16 protein-coding genes are annotated in these 18914 nt (G+C 71.7%); 3 read left to right on the forward strand and 13 right to left on the reverse strand.

The window, feature by feature from the left end:
• Window positions 1–125 precede the first annotated feature (125 nt).
• The 8 genes from ACHFIV_RS21450 to ACHFIV_RS21485 are packed head-to-tail and all read right to left on the reverse strand — an operon-like array spanning window position 126 to window position 8754.
• Complete coding sequence (locus ACHFIV_RS21450) at window positions 126–932, reverse strand: DUF1684 domain-containing protein (protein ID WP_398971401.1); 807 nt, start codon at window positions 930–932, stop codon at window positions 126–128.
• A gap of 4 nt (window positions 933–936) precedes the next feature.
• Entirely contained in the window at window positions 937–2226 is a 1290-nt protein-coding gene (locus tag ACHFIV_RS21455) for an NtaA/DmoA family FMN-dependent monooxygenase (RefSeq protein ID WP_398971403.1), read from the reverse strand.
• On the reverse strand, window positions 2223–3299 hold the full coding sequence (locus ACHFIV_RS21460) for an LLM class flavin-dependent oxidoreductase (RefSeq protein ID WP_398971406.1): 1077 nt from the start codon (window positions 3297–3299) through the stop codon (window positions 2223–2225). The genes ACHFIV_RS21455 and ACHFIV_RS21460 overlap by 4 nt, the downstream gene beginning before the upstream one ends.
• Window positions 3300–3313: 14 nt before the next feature.
• On the reverse strand, window positions 3314–4288 hold the full coding sequence (locus ACHFIV_RS21465; RefSeq protein WP_398971408.1) for an ABC transporter substrate-binding protein: 975 nt from the start codon (window positions 4286–4288) through the stop codon (window positions 3314–3316).
• A gap of 30 nt (window positions 4289–4318) precedes the next feature.
• Window positions 4319–5071, reverse strand: coding sequence for an amino acid ABC transporter ATP-binding protein (locus ACHFIV_RS21470; protein ID WP_398971536.1), 753 nt, complete (start codon window positions 5069–5071; stop codon window positions 4319–4321).
• 35 nt (window positions 5072–5106) lie between these two features.
• The gene (locus tag ACHFIV_RS21475; protein WP_398971410.1) at window positions 5107–6009 is read right to left on the reverse strand and encodes an amino acid ABC transporter permease; all 903 of its coding nucleotides are present in this window, start codon (window positions 6007–6009) and stop codon (window positions 5107–5109) included.
• A gap of 43 nt (window positions 6010–6052) precedes the next feature.
• Window positions 6053–7891 carry an FAD/NAD(P)-binding protein gene (locus tag ACHFIV_RS21480; RefSeq protein WP_398971412.1) on the reverse strand — a complete coding sequence of 613 codons (1839 nt, stop codon included), beginning with the start codon at window positions 7889–7891 and terminating at the stop codon, window positions 6053–6055.
• On the reverse strand, window positions 7888–8754 hold the full coding sequence (locus tag ACHFIV_RS21485; protein WP_398971415.1) for an amino acid ABC transporter permease: 867 nt from the start codon (window positions 8752–8754) through the stop codon (window positions 7888–7890). Before ACHFIV_RS21485 ends, ACHFIV_RS21480 begins: the two co-directional genes overlap by 4 nt.
• Before the next feature lie 450 nt (window positions 8755–9204).
• On the opposite strand from ACHFIV_RS21485, the gene ACHFIV_RS21490 reads away from it, so the two are divergent.
• Window positions 9205–10137, forward strand: a complete 933-nt coding sequence (locus ACHFIV_RS21490) for an ABC transporter substrate-binding protein (protein ID WP_398971417.1) — start codon at window positions 9205–9207, stop codon at window positions 10135–10137.
• A gap of 30 nt (window positions 10138–10167) precedes the next feature.
• Here the strand turns inward: ACHFIV_RS21490 and ACHFIV_RS21495 are convergent, their stop codons facing one another.
• On the reverse strand, window positions 10168–11358 hold the full coding sequence (locus ACHFIV_RS21495) for a DUF5685 family protein (RefSeq protein WP_398971419.1): 1191 nt from the start codon (window positions 11356–11358) through the stop codon (window positions 10168–10170).
• Between the two features lie 312 nt (window positions 11359–11670).
• On the opposite strand from ACHFIV_RS21495, the gene ACHFIV_RS21500 reads away from it, so the two are divergent.
• A complete protein-coding gene (locus ACHFIV_RS21500; RefSeq protein ID WP_398971422.1) occupies window positions 11671–12111 on the forward strand; it encodes a cell division protein SepF in 441 nt (146 codons plus the stop codon).
• 22 nt (window positions 12112–12133) lie between these two features.
• Here the strand turns inward: ACHFIV_RS21500 and ACHFIV_RS21505 are convergent, their stop codons facing one another.
• The gene (locus ACHFIV_RS21505) at window positions 12134–13363 is read right to left on the reverse strand and encodes an acyl-CoA dehydrogenase family protein (RefSeq protein WP_398971424.1); all 1230 of its coding nucleotides are present in this window, start codon (window positions 13361–13363) and stop codon (window positions 12134–12136) included.
• A gap of 88 nt (window positions 13364–13451) precedes the next feature.
• Window positions 13452–15185 carry an MFS transporter gene (locus ACHFIV_RS21510; RefSeq protein ID WP_398971427.1) on the reverse strand — a complete coding sequence of 578 codons (1734 nt, stop codon included), beginning with the start codon at window positions 15183–15185 and terminating at the stop codon, window positions 13452–13454.
• Between the two features lie 492 nt (window positions 15186–15677).
• Between ACHFIV_RS21510 and ACHFIV_RS21515 the strand changes: the two genes are divergently transcribed.
• On the forward strand, window positions 15678–16712 hold the full coding sequence (locus ACHFIV_RS21515) for a phosphatase PAP2 family protein (RefSeq protein WP_398971430.1): 1035 nt from the start codon (window positions 15678–15680) through the stop codon (window positions 16710–16712).
• Window positions 16713–16840: 128 nt separating this feature from the next.
• Here ACHFIV_RS21515 and ACHFIV_RS21520 read toward each other — a convergent pair whose 3' ends face one another.
• The gene (locus ACHFIV_RS21520; RefSeq protein WP_398971433.1) at window positions 16841–17056 is read right to left on the reverse strand and encodes an I78 family peptidase inhibitor; all 216 of its coding nucleotides are present in this window, start codon (window positions 17054–17056) and stop codon (window positions 16841–16843) included.
• Window positions 17057–17489: 433 nt separating this feature from the next.
• On the reverse strand, window positions 17490–18770 hold the full coding sequence (locus ACHFIV_RS21525; protein ID WP_398971435.1) for a glycosyltransferase family 4 protein: 1281 nt from the start codon (window positions 18768–18770) through the stop codon (window positions 17490–17492).
• Window positions 18771–18914: the final 144 nt, after the last annotated feature.

Raw genomic sequence — 18914 nt, forward strand, 5'->3', positions numbered from 1 at the left:
GGGGGCACCGATATGCCATGCAAGGGGGCCTTTTCGGCCTTATCGGCGCACGACGGCACCGGCCTCGGCAGCTCTGTGGCTGCTGAGACCGGTGTGCCGGATCCCTGCGTCCGGAGCGTGGCGGGTCAGCCGTCGATGCGGTTCCTCTCCCCTGCCGGGACGGCCACCGTGAGGGTGTTGCCCGGGGGCGGGAAGGGGCAGATGAAGTGGTCGGCGAAGGCGCACGGCGGCAGCAGGGCGCGGTTGAAGTCGACCCGCACCCTGCCGTCCCCGTCGGGCGCCGGAGGCCGCAGGAAACGGAAGCGGTAGCTGCTGTCCCCGCTGGTGGCGTCGGCGAAGACGGCCCAGAGCGAACCGTCGGGCTCGACCGCCACCCGCAGTGTGTGCTCGGTGCCGTCCACGGTGAAGGCGATCTCGCCCGCCAGCCCCAGCCCCCGCTCGCGCCCGTCGGCGTTCTCGACGCGGACGGTCCGGCCGGAGTCGTAGGGCCGGAAGGTGCCCTCCAGCGACCACGCGGGGTCGTAGGGGGTCGCGTCGATGGTGCGGAAGGAGTGGCGGGCCGGGGACCGGGGGTCGAAGTCCCTTACCGCCCAGAGGCCTTCGCGGCTCAGCACGACCAGTCGGCGTTCGCCCTGCGCCACCCTGGACGTGTCGACGGGACCCCGGTCGGCGCCGAGGCGGATCTCACCGGCCAGCGGCTCCGTGTCGACGGTCAGCCCGTCCTCGGGACCGGCGGTGAGCACCACCTCGTCGCCGTCCTCGCGCCACAGCCCAGGTACGGCCGGAATTCGCCCCTCCGGATGGTCGGCGAGCCAGTGCGTGCCGGTGAGGGAGAGGGGGCCGTGCGGAGCGGCCACGGCGACGATGCGGCCCTCGTGCCAGCGCTGCCAGGCGTGGAACTCCTCGCTGTCCTGCTGTGCGTCCGTGCTCATGCGGTCAACCCTTCCATACCGGCTGCGCCAGGCCGAGGTGCGACCTCAGTGTGGAGCCGGCGTATTCGGAGCGGAAGGTTCCGTGTTTCTGGAGGAGCGGGACGACCCGGTCGACGAAGTCGTCGAGGCCTCCGGGGGTGAGCTGCGGCACGAGGATGAACCCGTCGGCCGCCTCCGTGGCCACGAACTCCTCCAGTTCGGCGGCGACCGTCTCCGGGGAGCCGATGAAGGACTGCCGCGCCGTGGCCTCGATGACCGTCTCGCGGATGGACAGCCCCTCGGCCTCGGAGAGCGCCCGCCACTTCGCGGCCACGGCCTGCGGGTCGGCGACCCGGACCCTGCCCTGGACCATGCTCGATCCGGGGTCCGGGTCGATGGCGGGGAGCGGCCCGTCGGGGTCGTACGAGGAGAGGTCGCGGCCCCACACCTGTTCGAGGGCGAGGATCGCGTTCTGCGGGGAGACCTGCCGGCGGCGGATCCCGGCGGCGTTGTCCCGGGCCTCCGCGTCCGTCTCACCCAGGACGACGGTGACCCCGGGCATGATCTTCAGGTCCTCGGGCTGTCTGCCGTACTTCGCGAGGCGTGCCTTGACGTCGGCGTAGAAGACGCGTCCGGCCTCCAGGGAGCCGTGCCGGGTGAAGATGACGTCGGCGGCGGACGCGGCGAACTCCCTGCCCTCGTCCGAGTCCCCCGCCTGGATGACGACGGGGTGCCCCTGGGGTGGGCGCGGGACGGTGAACTCCCCCGAGACGTCGAAGTGCCGACCGGTGTGCGTCACCGGGCGCGAGGTGCCGTCCGGCGTCCAGGAGTCCCACAACTCACGCGCGAGCGTGACGGATTCCGCCGCCCTGGTGTACCGGTCGGCCCGGTCGAGGTAGCCGCCCCGGCGGAAGTTCTCGCCGGTGAAGGCGTCCGAGGAGGTCACCACGTTCCATGCGGCGCGGCCCTCGCTGAGGTGGTCGAGTGTGGCGAGCCGGCGGGCGAGTTCGTACGGTTCGTTGAAGGTCGCGTTGACCGTGGCGGCGAGCCCGAGGCGCTCGGTGACAGCGGCCAGGGCGTTGAGGACGGTCAGGGATTCCGGACGCCCCACCACGTCCAGGTCGTGGATCCGGCCGTTGTGCTCGCGCAGCCGCAGCCCTTCCGCGAGGAAGAAGAAGTCGAACTTCCCGCGTTCGGCGGTCCTGGCCAGGTGCTCGAAGGACGTGAAGTCGATCTGGCTCCGCGAACGCGGATCGGACCACACGGTGGTGCTGTTGACGCCCGGGAAGTGGGCGGCGAGGTGCATCTGCTTCATGACGTCCCCTCCGAGGTCCTCGCGAGCGCGTAGCGGTTGGCCGGCCGGCCCAGGCCGAGGTGCTCGCGGAGTGTGCCGCCCGGGTAGAAGGTGCGGAATAGACTGCGGTGCTGGAGCAGCGCCACCGTTCCGTTGACGATCCTTTCGAGGTCGCGCTCCGGTGTGATGGGGATGAGGTGGAATCCGTCCACCGCCCCTACCCCGTGCCACCGGGTGATGAGTTCGGCGAGGTCCACCGGGCCGCCTCGGAAGTGGGCCGCCCGGCCGGCGGGCCGGGGGCCGCTCCGCAGTCCGGGTTCGGGTGCCGTCTCCGCGTCCCCGAGGTCGACGGTGAGGGCGGCCAGGACCCGCAGGCTGTCGGGGTCCCGGCCGTGGGCGGCCGCGGCGCGGCGCAGGTCGTCGCGGAGCGAGGCCGCCTGTTCCGGGGACGCCGCCCGCACGTACACGACGTCGGCGTGCCGCGCGGCGGGTTCCCGGGCCGGGCCGCTGGTGCCGTCGATGACCGTGACGGGGCGGCCCTGTGGTGGGCGGGGCACGACGGAGGGGCCCCGGACGGAGAAGGTGCTGCCCTCGAAGTCGACGTGGTGCAGCTTGTCGCGGTCGATGAAGCGGCCGGTGGCGGCGTCCCGGATCTCCGCGTCGTCCTCCCAGCTGTCCCACAGCCGCGCCGCCACGTCGGCGGCCTCACCCGCCTCCTGCCACAGAGCGGTGGCGGGTGCGGCCGGGCGACGGCCGAACAGCCGGGCCTCGGCCTCGGTCGTCGACACGTCGGCGTGCCAGCCGGCCCTGCCCTTGCTGACCCAGTCGAGGGTGGCGACGGCGGACGAGACGTGGAAGGGCTCGGTGTGGGTGGTGGTGACGGTCGGCACGAGGCCGATCCGGGTGGTGGCCGGGGCGACGCGGGCCAGTACGGCGAGCGCGTCGGGACCGGGGCGGGCGAAGGAATCGCTCAGGGTGACGAAGTCGAGCGCGCCCTCTTCGGCGAGGCGCGCGAGCGCGATGTGTGACCCGGCGTCGTAGCGCGGCGGGCCGCCGATCTCGGCGGCGAGGTGGAGGGGCCTGGTGGCGGACATGGGGACCTCTCGGGTCAGTTCTCGGTCTTGGGGAGGCCGGGCGGGTTGATCTCCGACTTCTCGACGGCCTCGTCGGACAGGCCCCAGCGCTTCAGCACCTTGGCGTAGGAGCCGTCCTGGATGATGTGGTCGATCGCGGCGGCGTACGCCTCGGCCAGGCCGCTGCCCTTCCTGGTGGTGGCGGCGATCTTCCCCTGGACGCCGTCGCCCCCACCGGAGAGCGTGCCGATGATCTCGGTCTGTCCGGCCGACGCCACGTGGTAGTTGGCCGAGGGGCTCGGGCCGAGGTGGGCGTCGATACGGCCCGACTGGAGGGCCAGGTAGTAGTCGGTGTCCTTCTGGAAGTACTTGATGTCCACCGGCTTCCGTCCGGCCGCGGCGTTCTCCTCGCTCCAGTCGACGAGGATCTTCTCCTGGTTGGTGCCGGACGCGACGGAGACCGTCCTGCCCGCCACGTCGGCCGGGCCCTTCACCTTCCAGCCGGAGCCCTTCCTGGCCTCGAAGGCGATGTTGTCGAGCCGGTAGGTCGCGAAGTCGTACTTCTCCTTGCGCTCCTCGGTCACGGTGACGTTGGAGAGGACCCCGTCGAACTTGGAGCTGTCGAGGCCGACGAAGAGGTTCTCCCAGGAGACCTCCTCGAACTCCGGCTTGAGTCCCAGCGTGTCGGCGATCAGGGTCGCGAGGTCGATCTCGCTGCCGATCCGGGTCCTGTCGTCGGTGGCGTAGAAGCCGAGCGGTGGCGAGGCGTCGGCGCTCGCGCCCAGCCGGAGCGTGCCGCGCTCGCGGACGGCGGCCGGCACCTCGGCCGCGATGGCGTCCACCTTCGTGCCCCTGATCCGGTTCTGCCCGGGTCCGATGTCGATACCGGTGTCCTTGCCGCCCTCGGCCCGGATCACGTCCTCGGTGGCGTCGCTCGCCCCGCAGGCGGTGAGCAGGCCGGCGGCGGCGAGAGCGGCAAGGGCGGTGGTGAAGGTACGGCGGACGGGCATGTGGCTGCTCCTCGACTGCGGGGACATGGCTCAGAGGACCTTGGAGAGGAAGGCGCGGGTGCGCTCCTGGACGGGGTGGTCGAGTACGTCGGCGGGCGGACCCTGTTCGACGATCCGTCCCTCGTCCATGAAGACGACGGTGTCGGCGACCTCGCGCGCGAAGCCGATCTCGTGCGTGACGACGATCATCGTGGTGCCCCCGTGGGCCAGGTCCTTGATCACGTCGAGGACCTCACCGACGAGCTCGGGGTCGAGCGCCGACGTCGGCTCGTCGAAGAGCAGCAGTCTCGGCTCCAGCGCGAGGGCGCGGGCGATCGCGACGCGCTGCTGCTGGCCTCCGGAGAGCTGCTTGGGGTAGGCCCCGGTCCTGTCGGCGAGCCCGACGCGGGCCAGCAGCCCCCGCGCGGCGGCGACGGCGTCCTTGCGGGGGCGGCCGAGGGCCGCCACCGGGGCCTCGATGACGTTCTCGAGGACGGTGAGGTGCGGGAAGAGGTTGAAGTTCTGGAAGACGAAACCGATCCTGGTGCGCTGGCGAAGGACCTCCCGCTCACGCAGCTCGTACAGCTTGTCGCCGGACCTGCGGTAGCCGACCAGGGTCCCGTCGACGCTGATCCAGCCCCGGTCGACCTTCTCCAGGTGGTTGATGGTGCGCAGCAGGGTGGACTTCCCCGACCCGGAGGGGCCGAGGACGACGGTCACCTCTCCCGCGCGTACGGACAGGTCGATGCCGCGGAGCACCTCGATCGGTCCGAAGCTCTTGTGCACGGACCGGATCTCGACCATGGGGTCGGATCCGCCGGCTTCTTCCGTGGGTGTGCTCATCGCACGGCTCCCTTGGCGTAGTGGCGTTCGACGTAGTGCTGGAGGACGGAGAGCACGGTGGTCAGGAGGACGTACCAGACGGTGGCGACCATGAGCAGGGGCACCACCCGGCCGTTGCGTCCGTAGACGACCTGGACCTGGTAGAAGAGTTCGCCGATCGCCATCACGGAGACGATCGAGGTGCCCTTGAAGAGCGAGACGATCTCGTTGGCGGCGTTCGGCAGGATGGAGCGCATCGCCTGCGGCAGCACGATGCGCCGCAGCTGCCTCAGCCGTGGGATGCCGAGTGCGGCGGCCGCCTCCGACTGGCCGCTGTCCACGGCCAGTACGCCGCCGCGGACGATCTCCGCCGCGTACGCCGCTTGGTGCAGGGCGAGTCCGAGGACTGCGGCGCTCATCGCGCCGACGAGGTTCATGGTGTCGAAGGAGACGAAGCCGGGTCCGAACGGGATGCCCAGCTGGAGCTCCTCGTAGAGGTACGCCAGGTTGAACCAGAACAGCAGCTGGACGATGAGCGGGATCGAGCGGAACGCCCAGACGTACGCGTACGAGACGGCCCTGAGGAACGGGCTGGCGGACAGCCGCATGAAGGCCAGGACGATGCCGAGCGCGAAGCCGGCCACCGTGCCGTAGAAGGTCAGCTCGAGGGTGACCCGGACGGCCCGGAGGATGGTCCCGGTGGTGACGTAGCGGGCGAAGACATCCCATTCCCAGCCGGGGTTGGTGACCAGTCCGTACAGGAACTGGGTGAGCAGCACGGCGGTGGCCGCGACGGCCGCCCAGCGCCAGGGATGGCGTACGGGGACGACCTTCAGGGCCGCGTGGTCGTCGAGGGCCGGATCGTGCCCGGGGCTGGTCGCGGCCGGTGGGCGCAGGGGTGGATCGCTGGTCAGCGACATGGTGGAGTTCCTTCTGCGACGGGAGGACGAAGAGGGCGCGGGCTCACGCGGTGAGGCGGTCCCGACAGGAGAGGTCGCGCAGGAACGCGAGCGCCGCGCGGGCGGTCGCGTCGTTCTGCCGGAAGGCCGGGCCGCCGGTGCGCGGCCGGGTGAAGGCGCCGCTGGAGCGTGCGGTGGTGCCGGGGCCGAGCGAGAAACGGCGAGGGTGGGGGCGGCCGTCCCGGTCCAGGATCCGGCCGTCCGCGGGGTCGACGCGGAGCAGCCCCGTGTCGGTGCCGGCTGCGCCGTCCGCGTACAGTCCGCGCAGCAGGGGACTGCGGGCGGTACGCAGCGACGGGTCCGGCAGGCGGGCCTCGACCAGGGCGCGGGCCTCGGTGCACGCGCCGGGCACGGTGGCGCTGCGGGCGCGGAAGAGGCCCCGCTCCTCGTCGGACTCGACGGTCATCCCCGCGCCGAGGAAGCGGACGACCCCGGCCCGCGACAGGGCGAGGAGCTGGCGCAGCCTGGGGCCGGGCGGCCCGGAGGCGAGATGGCTGAAGAAGCCGTGCCACCACTCGCCGGTGTCACCGAGGCGGATCAACTGCCCGTAGACGGAGAGCAGTCCGAGGAACACGGCGAGGTCGGGACTGTGCCGTGGGTCGTGCCGGCGTTCGAGGTCGGCGGTGATGTAGGCGCGCAGCCCGTCCTGGAGGGCGTCGTACGAGGCGTGGCGCACCCCGTCGAGCGGGTGGTCGAGGGCGTCGAGGTCGAGCCGGTCGGCCGGGTCGGGGACGGCTGAGGCGACCAGTGCGGCGAGCTCGGCGCTGCCGGGAGCGGCGAGGGCGTACTTCTCCGCGAAGCCGGCCCGGTCCATGGCGGTGCGCTCGGGATGGGCGGCGAACAGCCGGTGGTAATGGGCGTGGCCCAGCTCCTTGGACACCAGGGGCCACAGGTCGCGCCGGAAGTCCACGGGGCCGGGGCGGTCCAGGATCTCCTGGACCTCGGCGTCGCCGAAGTGGTGCGGCAGCGGTGGCCGTTCACCCTGCCAGGTGTAGCCGATCTTCGAGTGGTACGGGACACCGCGCCGCGATCCGACGTACAGGACGGGCTCCCTGCCCGAGGGGATGTAGGCCCCGTTCTCGTGGCGCCCGCCGCGCCCTTCGGTGAGCAGGACCATCAGGTCGGTGAAGGCGAGGCCGAAGCCGCGCACGAGGACGGGTTCGCCGGCCGGCAGGACCGACAGATCGGTGTCCGCCGTGAAGTCGGGCGGCAGATGGACCAGACCGTGGCGTGTGGCGAACGCGGTCAGCTCCTGCTGCTCCGGGCCGGGTTCCGCGTCGAGGTGGCCGACGGTGAGGACGACGAGGTCGGCGACGAGCGGCTCGGCGCGCCCCTGGATCCGGACGCGCTGCCGGTCGCCACGGGTGCCCAGGACGCCCAGGGCGCAGCCGGTGTGTTCGTGCACGGTGATGCCGGGCGGGAGCGCGGCGAGCGTCCGCTCGTACACCCAGCGCAGATAGGCGCCCTGAAGCTGCCGGCTGGGGAAGTCCTGGTCGCGGAGGCGGTGGATCTCCTCCAGGACCCCGGGGCCGGCGGCCACAGCGGTCCGTCCCTCGCGGACGTCCGCGGCCCAGGTGTGCAGGGCGGGGCCCGGGGTCACGGGGCCGTCCAGCCGGACCGTGTCGTCGGTGTACATGGTGACGTCCTCGGCCATGGAGTTCATCCGGAGCAGCGGGGACTGGTCCTGTCGCCAGATCCGGCCGCCGCCCGGCGGGTAGGGGTCGACGAGATGGAGGTCCAGGGGCCGGTCGCCGTACAGCTCGGCGGCGTTGGCGGCTATGCGCTCGATGACGCCGGTGCCGCGCGGCCCGGCGCCTATGACGACGAGTGCCGGGGTGCTCACCGGGTACCCGCCGTGCCGCGTGCGTAGTGGCGTTCGACGTAGAACTGGCCGATGGACAGGAGCGAGGTGACCGCCACGTACCAGAGGGTGGCGACCAGCAGGAGCGGGATGACCTCGTAGGTGCGGTGGTAGACGAGCTGCGCGGAGTACAGCAGGTCCTGGACGGCGATGATGCTGACGATCGACGTGCCCTTCAGCGTCCCGATCAGCATGTTCCCCGCGGGCGGCACGATGGAGCGCATGGCCTGCGGCAGCACGATCCGCCGGAGCCGGCGCCAGGGTCCGAGGCCGAGCGACTGGGCGGCCTCCAGCTGGCCGCGTTCGACGGAGAGGATGCCGCCGCGGACCACTTCGGCGGCGTACGCGGCCTCGTGGAGCGTGAGCCCGATGACGGCGACGGCGACCGGGCCGAGGAGGTTGACCGTGTCGACGCCGAGGATCTGCGGGTAGAGGGCGCCGATGTTGAACCAGAAGAGCAGCTGGACCAGGATCGGTGTCGACCTGAACAGCCAGACGTAGCCCCAGCCGACGGCCCGCAGAACCGGGTTGCCGGAGAGCCTGAGCACCGCCAGCAGGGTGCCGAGGGCGAAGCCGAGCACCATCACGAGGCCGGTGAGCCACAGGGTGAGGCCGAGGCCCCGCAGTACGGATCCGGTCGTGAGGTACTCGCCTACGACATCCCACTGGAAGGCGTCGTTCCGGACGACGGAGAGCAGGGCGCCCGCGAGAAGGACGAGGACGGCAACGGCCGCCGTCCACCGGCCGGTCCGGCGTACGGGGACGATGCGCGGGATGTCGTCACCCGCGTGTCCGCCCGGTGGGGCGGGAAGTGACGGGGCATGGGTCTGTGTCTGCGCGGACATACGAAGGCTCCGTGGATGCAGAGATCGAACACGGGGCGTGCCTTCAGCGCGTGGAACGACGTGGACCGGGCCCCTCAGCGCCGGTCCGCCTCCGAGAAAAGCGCCACCCGGTGCTGTTGTCAAGCGTGTCCACAGTGTGAGCCGTACGTCTCACCTCGGTTGACGCGCAACCGGATGCCTGCTCCACTTGGGCCATGCATCCGCAGCAGTGGCTGGTCACCCGCTCCCACATCGACTTCGGTCGTGTGTGGTCCTGTTCCTGTTGAGCTGACCCCCCTGCGTTTCCGCTCTTCCCGCTCGCGCCCCCGTCGGCGCCGGAGCGGTATTCCCCGCGTTCCTTCACGCACACGACGTCGCTGGGCCCTCCCCTCGCACAGCTGATCTCCCGCCCCGACGCTCCGCGCCGCCCAGGCACCGGAGCCCGGTCGACGAACCCGGAGAAACCCCGTCATGCCCCGAACCCGGCACACCGCTGCCTTCACACTGATCACCGTGGCCGCACTCCTGCTCACCGCGTGCGGGCCGGGGGACCCGGCGGCCTCACAGGCAGGCCCGGCGGGCCGGGCGAGGACTCCGACGACCGACGTGGTCTCGTCGGTGACGAGGAACGAGGCGGCGGCGAAGCTGCTGCCCGACGGCGTCCGCGCCTCGGGCACCCTCTCCCTCGCGTCGAGCGTCGGCGCCCCGCCCGGTGCGTTCTACGAGGAGGACGGCAGGACGCTCGCGGGCGCCGACATCGACTTCGCGGACGCGGTGGCCAGGACGCTCGGGCTGGAACTGAAGCGCGAGGTCGCCTCCTTCGAGGCGATCCTGCCGGCCCTCACGAGCGGGAAGTACGACCTCGGCACCGGCAACTTCGGGGTGACGGACGAACGCCGCAGGACGATCGACTTCGTTACGTACATCAACGACGGGCAAGGCTTCGCGGTCCGCGACGACAGCGAGCTGACGAAGGTCACCGACCTCACCCAGCTGTGCGGCCTGACCGTCGGCACCGGAGCGGGGACCACCTTCGAGGCGACACTGGAGGAGAACCGGCACCTGTGCGCCGAGACGGGCAGGAAGCCGTACGAGGTGCGGACGTACGCCGACCAGGCCGCGGTCTGGATGTCGCTCGAGCAGGGCCGCAGTGACGTCCTGATGTCCACGATCAACGGACTGCGCTACGCGGTCTCCCAGATGGACGGGCTGCGCTTCCTGAACGAGTACAAGCGGCTCGACGTCGGCTTCGCCTTCAAGAAGGGGACCCCCCTGGCACCCGCCTTCCAGGCGGCGGTCAACAGTCTCAAGGCGGAGGGGACCTACGACCGCATCCTCGAGAAGTGGGGCACCGGCAAGTCGGCGATCGAGACGTCGCGGATCTCCCCGCCCGAGATCAGGTGAGCCAGGCGGGCGGGCCCGCCTGACGCCGGATCAGCAGTCGCAGCCGCAGTCGCAGCCCTCGCCGCAGCTGCAGCAGTTGCTGCAGCAGTCGCAGCCCTCGCAGCAGTCCCCGCAGTCGCACTTGTGGCAGAGCCCTTCGCGCTCCTGTCCGCTCCACGGGTCGTTGAAGCTGCCGGCGCAGCACAGCTGGCAGGTGCAGGCGAGGCCCGCCCAGACCAGGCAGCCGGCGATGAGTCCACGCCGGTTGCGGGGCGGCTCGGGCGGGAGCGGAGGTCCGGGCGGGCCTCCGGGGGTGGGGGCGTACGGGTTGCCGGGCGGCGGACCGAAGGCCCCTGAGGGGTGAGCGCCCCGCTGGTGCGCGCACGCGGCAGGCCCGAAGGCCCGGTCCACGGAGCGCCGCAGTTCGTGCACCAGGAGGACGTGGGCGAGCGCGCCGTCGGTGAACCGGGCGTCCCGCATCGCGAGGCGCACACCGTGCAAAGCGTCGTCGCACAGGCGGCGGGCCTCGGCGAGCGGGGTGCCGGTCGCGGTGAGCGGGTTCCAGGCACCCGAAGCGGCGTCGGCCTCCAGGTCCTCCACGGCGTCCAGCAGATGGGCCAGCCGCCCGAAGAGCCGCCCGGCCTCGGCGAGCGGCTCGGCGTTCTCCGGCCGGCCGGCGAGCACGGCGGTGTGCGCGAAGGCCGCTGCCGTCGCCGTCTCGGTGGGTTCGGTGACCGTCAGCAGCGGGGTACCCGGTCCGGCGAGGGACTCGATACCGGTCTGCCGGTCGACGGCGTCGACCAGGACCGCGGTGTCGAAGCCGAGCTCGGCTCCGGTGCGCGCCCCCGCCCTGTCCCAGCCCGCGGCGACGCGGCGCGCGGCGGCGGCCACGGGGCGCCGCTTCAACAGGCCGTCGCGGTCGGCCACATGGTCGCGCACCTTCGCGGACGCCAGGACGAGCGACACCGCGGCGGCGAGACGGGCCCCCTCGCCCCGGGCGACGGGAGCCGTCCGCATCGAGCGCAGCGGACAGGGCCCCGCGGTGCGCCGCTGTCCGGCCGAGGGCGCGGACTGAGCCTCCGTCAGGACCGAGACGATCAGGCCGTCGTAGTTGGTGACGACCCGGGCGAACTGTCCGTGGTCCGCCCGCAGGGCGAGACAGAGACCGCAGAGATGAGCCATCCAGTCCGCCTTGAGCCCCTCGGACAGCCGATGGGTGCACGGCCTCACGATTCCGAACATGACGATCCCCCGGGAGACGTTCATCTGCGCGAGCCGCGTGCTCGCGCACCTGCGCGGCGTGCATCGTACCGAGCGAGCGGGTTCACCCGTACGCCCGCCGTCTCACCCGTACGGACGGAGCATCATATTTTCATTCCGCAAGCCCCCCTATGCGGTATGAACCCTGACGAATCGCCACATCTTCTGCACCAGTAGCGTCACGAATCGCCTATGTGGCGACTATCCCCTTGGCGCTGTATCCGCATCATGGACGACCATGGGGATAGGAAAGAGATACGGGACACCAACGAACCGCGGTGAGAGGAGGCGTCCATGGGATCGGTGCGCAAGGCGAGCGCCTGGCTGGGCCTCGTGGAGGACAACGACGAGCGGTACTACGACGACGAGTACTCCGAGGATGCGGAGACCGGCACGAACCAGCCATGGGTGACCGATCCCCGCGTCCAGGTGGCCTCCGAGAAGGCCGAGGACACGGGACGCCGGATCGCCACCGTCACCCCGGACAGCTTCCGGGACGCACGCGGGATCGGTGAGCTCTTCCGGGACGGTGTGCCGGTGATCGTCAATCTCACGGCGATGGACCCCGCCGACGCGAAGCGCGTCGTCGACTTCGCCGCGGGACTGACCTTCGGGCTGCGCGGATCGATCGAGCGCGTGGCGACCCGGGTCTTCCTGCTGACGCCCGCCCACACCCGGGTGGTCAACGGCGAAGCCGTCGGCCGGCCGGCCGACGGCTTCTTCAACCAGAGCTGAGCGGGGCGCTCGCCGGAGGGTCCTACCGGAAAGCGTCCAGGCCGGTGAGCGCCTTGCCCAGCACCAACTGGTGCATCTCCACGGTGCCCTCGTAGGTGAGCACCGATTCCAGGTTCGTCGCGTGCCGCATCACCGGGTACTCCAGCGAGATCCCGTTGGCCCCGAGGACGGTGCGCGAGGTGCGGCAGATCTCGATCGCCTCCCGCACGTTGTTGAGCTTCCCGAAGCTGATCTGCTCCGGACGGATCCTGCCCGCGTCCATACGGCGGCCCAGGTGGTGGGCGAGCAGGATGCCCTTGTGGAGCTCCAGCGCCATGTCCGCGAGCTTGGCCTGGGTGAGCTGGAACCCGCCGATGGGCCTGCCGAACTGCTCGCGGGACTTCGCGTAGTCCAGAGCCGCCTCGAAGCACGCCCGCGCGGCGCCCATAGCTCCCCAGACGATCCCGTAGCGGGCATGGCTGAGGCAGCTGAGCGGGCCGCGCAGCCCGGTCGCCCCGGGCAGGACGGCGTCGGCGGGCAGCCGCACACCGTCCAGGACGAGCTCGCTGGTGACCGAGGCGCGCAGGGACCACTTGTGCGTGATCTCGGGCGCCGAGAAGCCGGGGGTGTCCGTCGGGACGACGAAGCCGCGGATCCCCTGGCCACCGCCCGCCTCGTCGGTCTGCGCCCATACGACGGCGACCCCGGCCACCGATCCGTTGGTGATCCACATCTTGCGGCCGGTGAGGACCCAGTCGGAACCGTCACGCCCGGCGTACGTCCGCATACCGGCGGGATCCGATCCGTGGTCCGGTTCGGTGAGGCCGAAACAGCCGATGGTCTCGCCGGCCGCCATGCCGGGCAGCCACCGCTGCTTCTGCTCCTCGGAGCCGAAGCGGTGGATGGCGTACATGGCGAGGGAACCCTGGACGGAGACCAGGGAGCGGATGCCGGAGTCGGCGGCCTCCAGCTCCAGGCAGGCCAGGCCGTACTGGACGGCGCTCGCCCCGGCGCAGCCGTACCCGTTCAGGGACATGCCCAGGGCGCCGAGCGAGCCCAGCTCGCGGGCCAGCTCCCGGATTCCCGGGAGCTCTCCCTTCTCGTACCACTCGGCGATGTACGGGAGGACCCGGTCGGCGGCCCAGGTCCGTACCGTGTCGCGGATCGCGAGGTCCTCCGGACCGAGGAGGTCGTCGATGCCCAGGGGGTCACCCGGATCGAACCGCTGCCCCTTCGACGGCCCCGACGGCTTCGCGGACTCGGTGGTGGACATCGGTGCCTCCGGCGGCTCGCACGTACAGAAACGCGCCACGGTACTGAAACTAGCAGTGGTAGTCAGGACGCCGTGCCGACGTTACGGCTCAGCGCGCCGCCCGTCCAGAGCCCGTGGCCTCGGCGGGTTGCCGCCGGGCGGGGCGGGGAACCGGGCGCCCCTGACCGCCCGGCGGCGGGAGCTCACGGGGGGCACGACGGGCGGCGGAACCGGACGACTCCCACCCTGCCACCTGCTCCGGCACGGTGGCCACCGCCTCCCGGCAGGCGGCCTCGACCGCAGGACAGTCCATGGCGCGCGGCAGCCGCAGCGCCGCCAGCGCCCCGAGCAGCAGCAGGCCCGCACTCACCAGGAGCGTGACGTGAAGACCGTCGACGAAGGCCCGCCGGGCCGTGTCCCGCAGCAGGTCGCCCAGGGGGCCGCCCAGCCGGCCGGCCACCTGGTAGGCCTCGCCCAGCGAATGCGACGCCGCCGATCCGGCGGCGGCGGGCACGCCCTCCTCGTGCAGCCGGGACAGCCCGGGCGCGTAGGCCGCGTTCATGACGCTGCCGAGCAGGGCGATTCCCATGCCCGCGCCCAGCTGGTACGAGGTCTCACCGATCGCGGCCGCGCCGCCGGCGCGCTCGGCGGGCACCTCGCTCAGCATCGACTCGTAGGCCCCGAACAGCGTGGACTGCAGCCCGAAGCCCAGCAGCACGAAGCCGGCGGTGAGCAGCACGGGCCGGTCGTGCTGGCCCATCAGGGTCAGCAGGAGCACCGCGGCGGCCGTGAGCACGAAGCCCCAGCCGACCATCCGGCGGGGGCCGAGACGGCTCAGGGTCCAGGATCCCGTGGCACCGGCCGCCATCGCCGCGAAGGTCAGCGGAAGCAGCCGGAGGCCGGTCTCCAGCGGGCTCAGGTCCAGGACCAGCTGGAGGTACTGGACCGCGATCAGTTCGAGGCCGACGAGAGCCAGCATGGCGAGCACGATGCAGCCGACCGCGGTGGTGAAGGCGGGCCGGGAGAACATCGCGATGTCGATCAGCGGATGCGTACGCCGTTTCTGCCTGCGCACGAAGAGGACGAGCAGCCCGGCACCGGCGAGCAGCGGGACGAGGGTCGCGGGGTCCAGCAGCCCCTCGCCGCCCCCGATCCGCTTGATCCCCAGCACGACGCCGAGCACCCCGGCGGCGGCCGTCAGGGCACCGAGCACGTCCCAGGGGCCGTCGTCCCCGCCACGGGACTCGGGCAGCAGCCACCGCCCGGCGGGGAGGATCAGTGCCATGAGCGGGATGTTGATCAGGAAGACGGAGCCCCACCAGTAGTGCTCGACGAGGAAGCCGCCGATGACCGGTCCCGTCGCGGCACCCACCGCGGCGACGGCCGTCCACACGCCGATGGCCAGCGCGCGCTCACGGCGGTCGGGAAAGACCTGCCGGAGTATCGAGAGCGTCGCGGGCATGATCATCGCGCCGCCCACACCGAGCAGCGCGCGCGCCGCGATCAGCATGCCTGCCGAGTCGGCCGTCGCCGCGAGCGCCGAGGCGATCCCGAAGAGCGCGTAACCGAAGAGGAGGACGCGCCGTCTGCCGATCCGGTCACCGAGCGTGCCGAAGAGGATCAGCAGCGAGGCGCAGACCAGCGGGTAGGAGTCCACGATCCACAGCAGACCGACGGCACTGGGACGCAGGTCCTCGGTGACGGCGGGAACGGCGACGTGCAGCACGGTGGCGTCGAGAGCGACCACCAGCAGACTGAGGCAGAGGACGACCAGGACGACCCAGCGGTCGGCATCGCCGGCCGCAGCGCGCAGTCTGCTCACGGTCGTGGACGTCCCAGTCATGCAGTACCTCCCACAATGAGTCCCTCGCGCTCGGCAGACCTGCTGGGGATCCGGCTCACGGAAGCCCCCGGGCCCGGCATCGACGGGCGAGTGAGCCGTCAGCGTACGCGAGTTCCGCGTGGTCACGCGTGGTGCAGCTCATACGTTCGTCGGCCACCGAGTGTGGCGTACACCACATGACATCGGACGTGCCGGACACCGCTCCGGCTGCCGCAACGCGACGGCCACGGCGCGCCGGGACGCCTTCGGGCGACGCCCGGGCGGCTGCTCCGAATGGCTCCGCGCGCGCACCCCGGGATCGAGTCGCGCCCATTCGATCGACACTCAAACATTTCCGCGAATAACGCACGGAACGAATAGCGGTCCCGGCGGAAGCGATTCCCCGCGGTGTCGGTAATGGATACCGGACTGAGACAAAGTCCACATCACATCGTCATCACAAAGACGCGGGATCGGCCGGATCACACACTCACTCGCTGTAACGTCCATTGCGTGCGTACCGACATCTTCGCCCGCCTGGACCGGGAGCCGGAACCGCCGAAGATAGAGACCCCGCGGATGAGCCGTCACCGCATCGCTCTCTTCGGCGGGACTTTGGCGTTCTATCTCGCCATCGTCGTTGCCGTGCTCGTCTCGTCCTGGCTGGTGGCTCTCGACTGGAAGGTCATGCTGTTCCGGCCGTATCAGCAGTGGCCGGAACTCCACGCCTTCCTCGACTACTACGTCGTGCTCGGCCAGCGTGGCCCCACGGCCGTGATGGTCGCCTCCTGGCTGGGCTGGCGCTCCTGGCGCCAGCACACGCTGCGTCCGCTGCTCACCCTGGGTGCCTCGCTGCTGCTCCTCAACCTGTCGGTGGGCGCGGTCAAGCTCGGCCTGGGGCGGCTCGGCCCGCACTACGCCACCCAGATCGGCTCGGCCGAGCTCTACGCCGGCGGCGATATATTTCCTTCAGGACACACCGCCAACGCCGTCGTGACCTGGGGAATCCTCGCCTACCTGGCTACCACGCCCCGCGCCAGGCGCTACCTGTCGGCCCTGTCGGCGTTCGTCTCCCTGGGCGTGGGGCTCACCACCGTCTACATCGGCACGCACTGGCTCAGCGACGTCCTGCTGGGCTGGGCGGCCGGCCTGCTGATCCTGCTCGCACTGCCCTGGTTCGAGCCCCTGGTCACGCGGACCGAGGTCTGGATCCTCTCGGTGCGTGAGCAGTGGCGGGAACGCCGCAGGCGCCGGGAGCCCGTTCCCGCCGTTCCCATGGCGCCCGAGCCGGTCCTGCTGCCGCAGACACTCGGCGGCGGGGCGGCGGCCGACGGCGCGCAGGAGGCCGCGAGCAGGAGCTCCGTACCCGGGACGGCGGGAACCGCAGGTCATCCGGGCGCGACGGCCAGGGCACGGGCGCATCCCGTGCGTGCGGAGCGGACGCCGCTGACCCCGGCCGGTGCACGCCGCCCGTCTCATCCCGACCGCTCGCCGCGGAGCAGCGCGGGCCCGTCCCGCCCGGTGACGGGCGGTCCGGTCGCTCCCTGAGCCCGCCCTCCCCTGACCCGCGGGGACGGTACGCATCCCCGCTGTGGCGTGACGTGCGAAGGCCCCGACCGATTCCGGTCGGGGCCTTCGCACGTCGGGGCGTCCGCACGTCCGCCGGCCGGGCGGGTTCAGCCGACCCAGCAGCGGGTCACCGTCGAGGCGTCCACCTCGAAGTTGATCCGCCCGCCACGGAACTCCATGGTGATGACGGTGCCCGGCGGGAGGGCCCGGACCGTGCTCCAGCCCCGCTCTCTGGCCCGCCGTTCGGCGGCCTCGGCGTCGAGGCCCACGTAGGAGTCGGGGGTGTCGTCCGGCTGGGCGGGAGGGGTGGGTACAGGTGCCATACCCCTCACCGTAGGCCTCCCCGCGCCGTGGCGGAAGCCGTGGCGGGCGCGGGCGCCGACGCGTCCCCGTGTACCCCGGCGGTCACGCTTGTGTCACAGGATCCCCACAGGCGTGCACTCCGGGCCACTTCACCCGAACGGGCAGCCGGAGTGCGTGGGGACGGAATTGGACGCCGCCCGCGCAAAGCCCCTTCCAGGTACTGCAGGGGTGAATTCGGAAGGGCCGGGGAAGCGGGCGGGCCTCTTTTCCGCCGGTCCCGGAAAGGGGAATGCACGAGCACGCCACCTGCAATTCACCCGCCCTTACGCCGGCCTTACTTTCCCACGGCCCGCCGCCTCCGGGGCGTGGCCGAAGAGTCCCGGACCGCCACTCCATCCGGAATGCAACGGTCCGGGATAGGGGCCCGTGACGACGCGGTCCGGGCGCCCCGTCTCAGCTCCGCCCCCTGCGGATCACCTCCGCGGCCTTGTAGCGCAGCGCGTACGCTCCGTCCAGCACACCGCCCCTGGAACGCTGGACCGCGTCGCGCAGCGCGCCCTGCGACCTCAGCCCTCCACCCCGCGCCGCGAGTTCGGTGAACAGCTTCTCGTGCCGCTCCGCGATCGGTGCCGGATCGAACCGCGCGGCCGAGGCCCGCGCCGCACGGCCCATACGGTGCCGCAGCCCGTCGTCGTCGATCAGGCCGAGCAGGGCCTTGGCGAACGCGCCGGTGTCGCCGAGCGGCACCAGCCGCCCGTCCGTCCCGTCGTCGATGATCTCGGCGGGGCCGTGCGGGCAGTCGGTCGCCACGACCGGCACTCCGCAGCGCATCGCCTCCACGATGGTCATGCCGAACGACTCCCGCTCGGAGGTGACGGCGGCGATGGAGCTCTTCGGCCACTCCGCCTCCATCGGGTCGACCGAGCCCATGAGGAGGACCCGCTCTCGCAGTCCGAGCTCGTCGACCAGCGCCCGGAGCGGCCGCTGCTCGTTGCCCGAGGCGTCACCGGCCCCGTAGATCCGCAGCCGCCACTCCGGGCGTACCGCCGCGATCTCGGCGAAGGCCCGGATCAGTACGTCGTAGCGCTTGACCCGGTGCAGCCGCCCTGCCGCCACGATCCACTTGGCGTCGCAGTCCGCGGGCGGCCCGGCGGGCTCGGGCACGCTGTTCGGGATGGCCTCGATCCGCACACCGGGCAGCCGCAGCCTGGTCCGGTAGTCCCGGGCGTCGGCCTCGGTGACGGTCGTGACGGCGTCGAGCAGCCCGTACCGGTGGCTTATCTCCCGGCGGAGCCGGTAGCCGTGGCTCTCCAGGGTGAGGTGCTCCTGGCCGACCCGCACGGGGCCGCGCCGCGCCTGCCTGCTGATGTGCACGTTGAGGCCGGGGCGGGTACCGACGACGACATCGGCCTCCAGCGCGCCCAGGTGGGAGGCGATACGGCTGTCGGTGAGCCTGCTGTACTGCCCGTGCCGGGTGTCGCCCCGCGGGAACACGGACGCGGGACGGGCGTGGTCGGCGTCCTCCCCCTCGTACCCGGGGCCCGACTTGCGCAGGTCCACGAGGTGGCTCATCCGGACCCCGGCCGGCGCGCCGAGCTTCGGGTCGTCGCGGTGCCGGAAGACGGAGACGATCTCGACGTCGTGCTGCTCCGCCAGGGTCCTGGCGAGGGTGAAGGTGGTACGGATCGTTCCCCCGATGCCGTACGCGTTGTGAAGCAGAAATGAAATGTGCATTACGTAGTCGTTTCCCCTGTTCGACTGGTCTGCAACGGACCTTACGTGGCGTCAGGTACGGGCACAGCATTCGCACAGGAGTCGCACACAGCCGTGACGTTTCGAACGGACACCCGCGCGGCGTAGGGAAATACGCGGAACATT

Origin of the sequence: Streptomyces sp. ALB3 (assembly GCF_044385685.1) — a bacterium.
Taxonomy (GTDB): domain Bacteria; phylum Actinomycetota; class Actinomycetes; order Streptomycetales; family Streptomycetaceae; genus Streptomyces.

Bases quoted from the DNA above. Each gene is read 5' to 3' on its own strand.
- ACHFIV_RS21450 (WP_398971401.1), bottom strand. From the start codon at position 932: ATGAGCACGGACGCACAGCAGGACAGCGAGGAGTTCCACGCCTGGCAG.
- ACHFIV_RS21455 (WP_398971403.1), bottom strand. From the start codon at position 2,226: ATGAAGCAGATGCACCTCGCCGCCCACTTCCCGGGCGTCAACAGCACC.
- ACHFIV_RS21460 (WP_398971406.1), bottom strand. From the start codon at position 3,299: ATGTCCGCCACCAGGCCCCTCCACCTCGCCGCCGAGATCGGCGGCCCG.
- ACHFIV_RS21465 (WP_398971408.1), bottom strand. From the start codon at position 4,288: ATGCCCGTCCGCCGTACCTTCACCACCGCCCTTGCCGCTCTCGCCGCC.
- ACHFIV_RS21470 (WP_398971536.1), bottom strand. From the start codon at position 5,071: ATGGTCGAGATCCGGTCCGTGCACAAGAGCTTCGGACCGATCGAGGTG.
- ACHFIV_RS21475 (WP_398971410.1), bottom strand. From the start codon at position 6,009: ATGTCGCTGACCAGCGATCCACCCCTGCGCCCACCGGCCGCGACCAGC.
- ACHFIV_RS21485 (WP_398971415.1), bottom strand. From the start codon at position 8,754: ATGTCCGCGCAGACACAGACCCATGCCCCGTCACTTCCCGCCCCACCG.
- ACHFIV_RS21490 (WP_398971417.1), top strand. From the start codon at position 9,205: ATGCCCCGAACCCGGCACACCGCTGCCTTCACACTGATCACCGTGGCC.
- ACHFIV_RS21495 (WP_398971419.1), bottom strand. From the start codon at position 11,358: ATGTTCGGAATCGTGAGGCCGTGCACCCATCGGCTGTCCGAGGGGCTC.
- ACHFIV_RS21500 (WP_398971422.1), top strand. From the start codon at position 11,671: ATGGGATCGGTGCGCAAGGCGAGCGCCTGGCTGGGCCTCGTGGAGGAC.
- ACHFIV_RS21505 (WP_398971424.1), bottom strand. From the start codon at position 13,363: ATGTCCACCACCGAGTCCGCGAAGCCGTCGGGGCCGTCGAAGGGGCAG.
- ACHFIV_RS21510 (WP_398971427.1), bottom strand. From the start codon at position 15,185: ATGACTGGGACGTCCACGACCGTGAGCAGACTGCGCGCTGCGGCCGGC.
- ACHFIV_RS21520 (WP_398971433.1), bottom strand. From the start codon at position 17,056: ATGGCACCTGTACCCACCCCTCCCGCCCAGCCGGACGACACCCCCGAC.
- ACHFIV_RS21525 (WP_398971435.1), bottom strand. From the start codon at position 18,770: ATGCACATTTCATTTCTGCTTCACAACGCGTACGGCATCGGGGGAACG.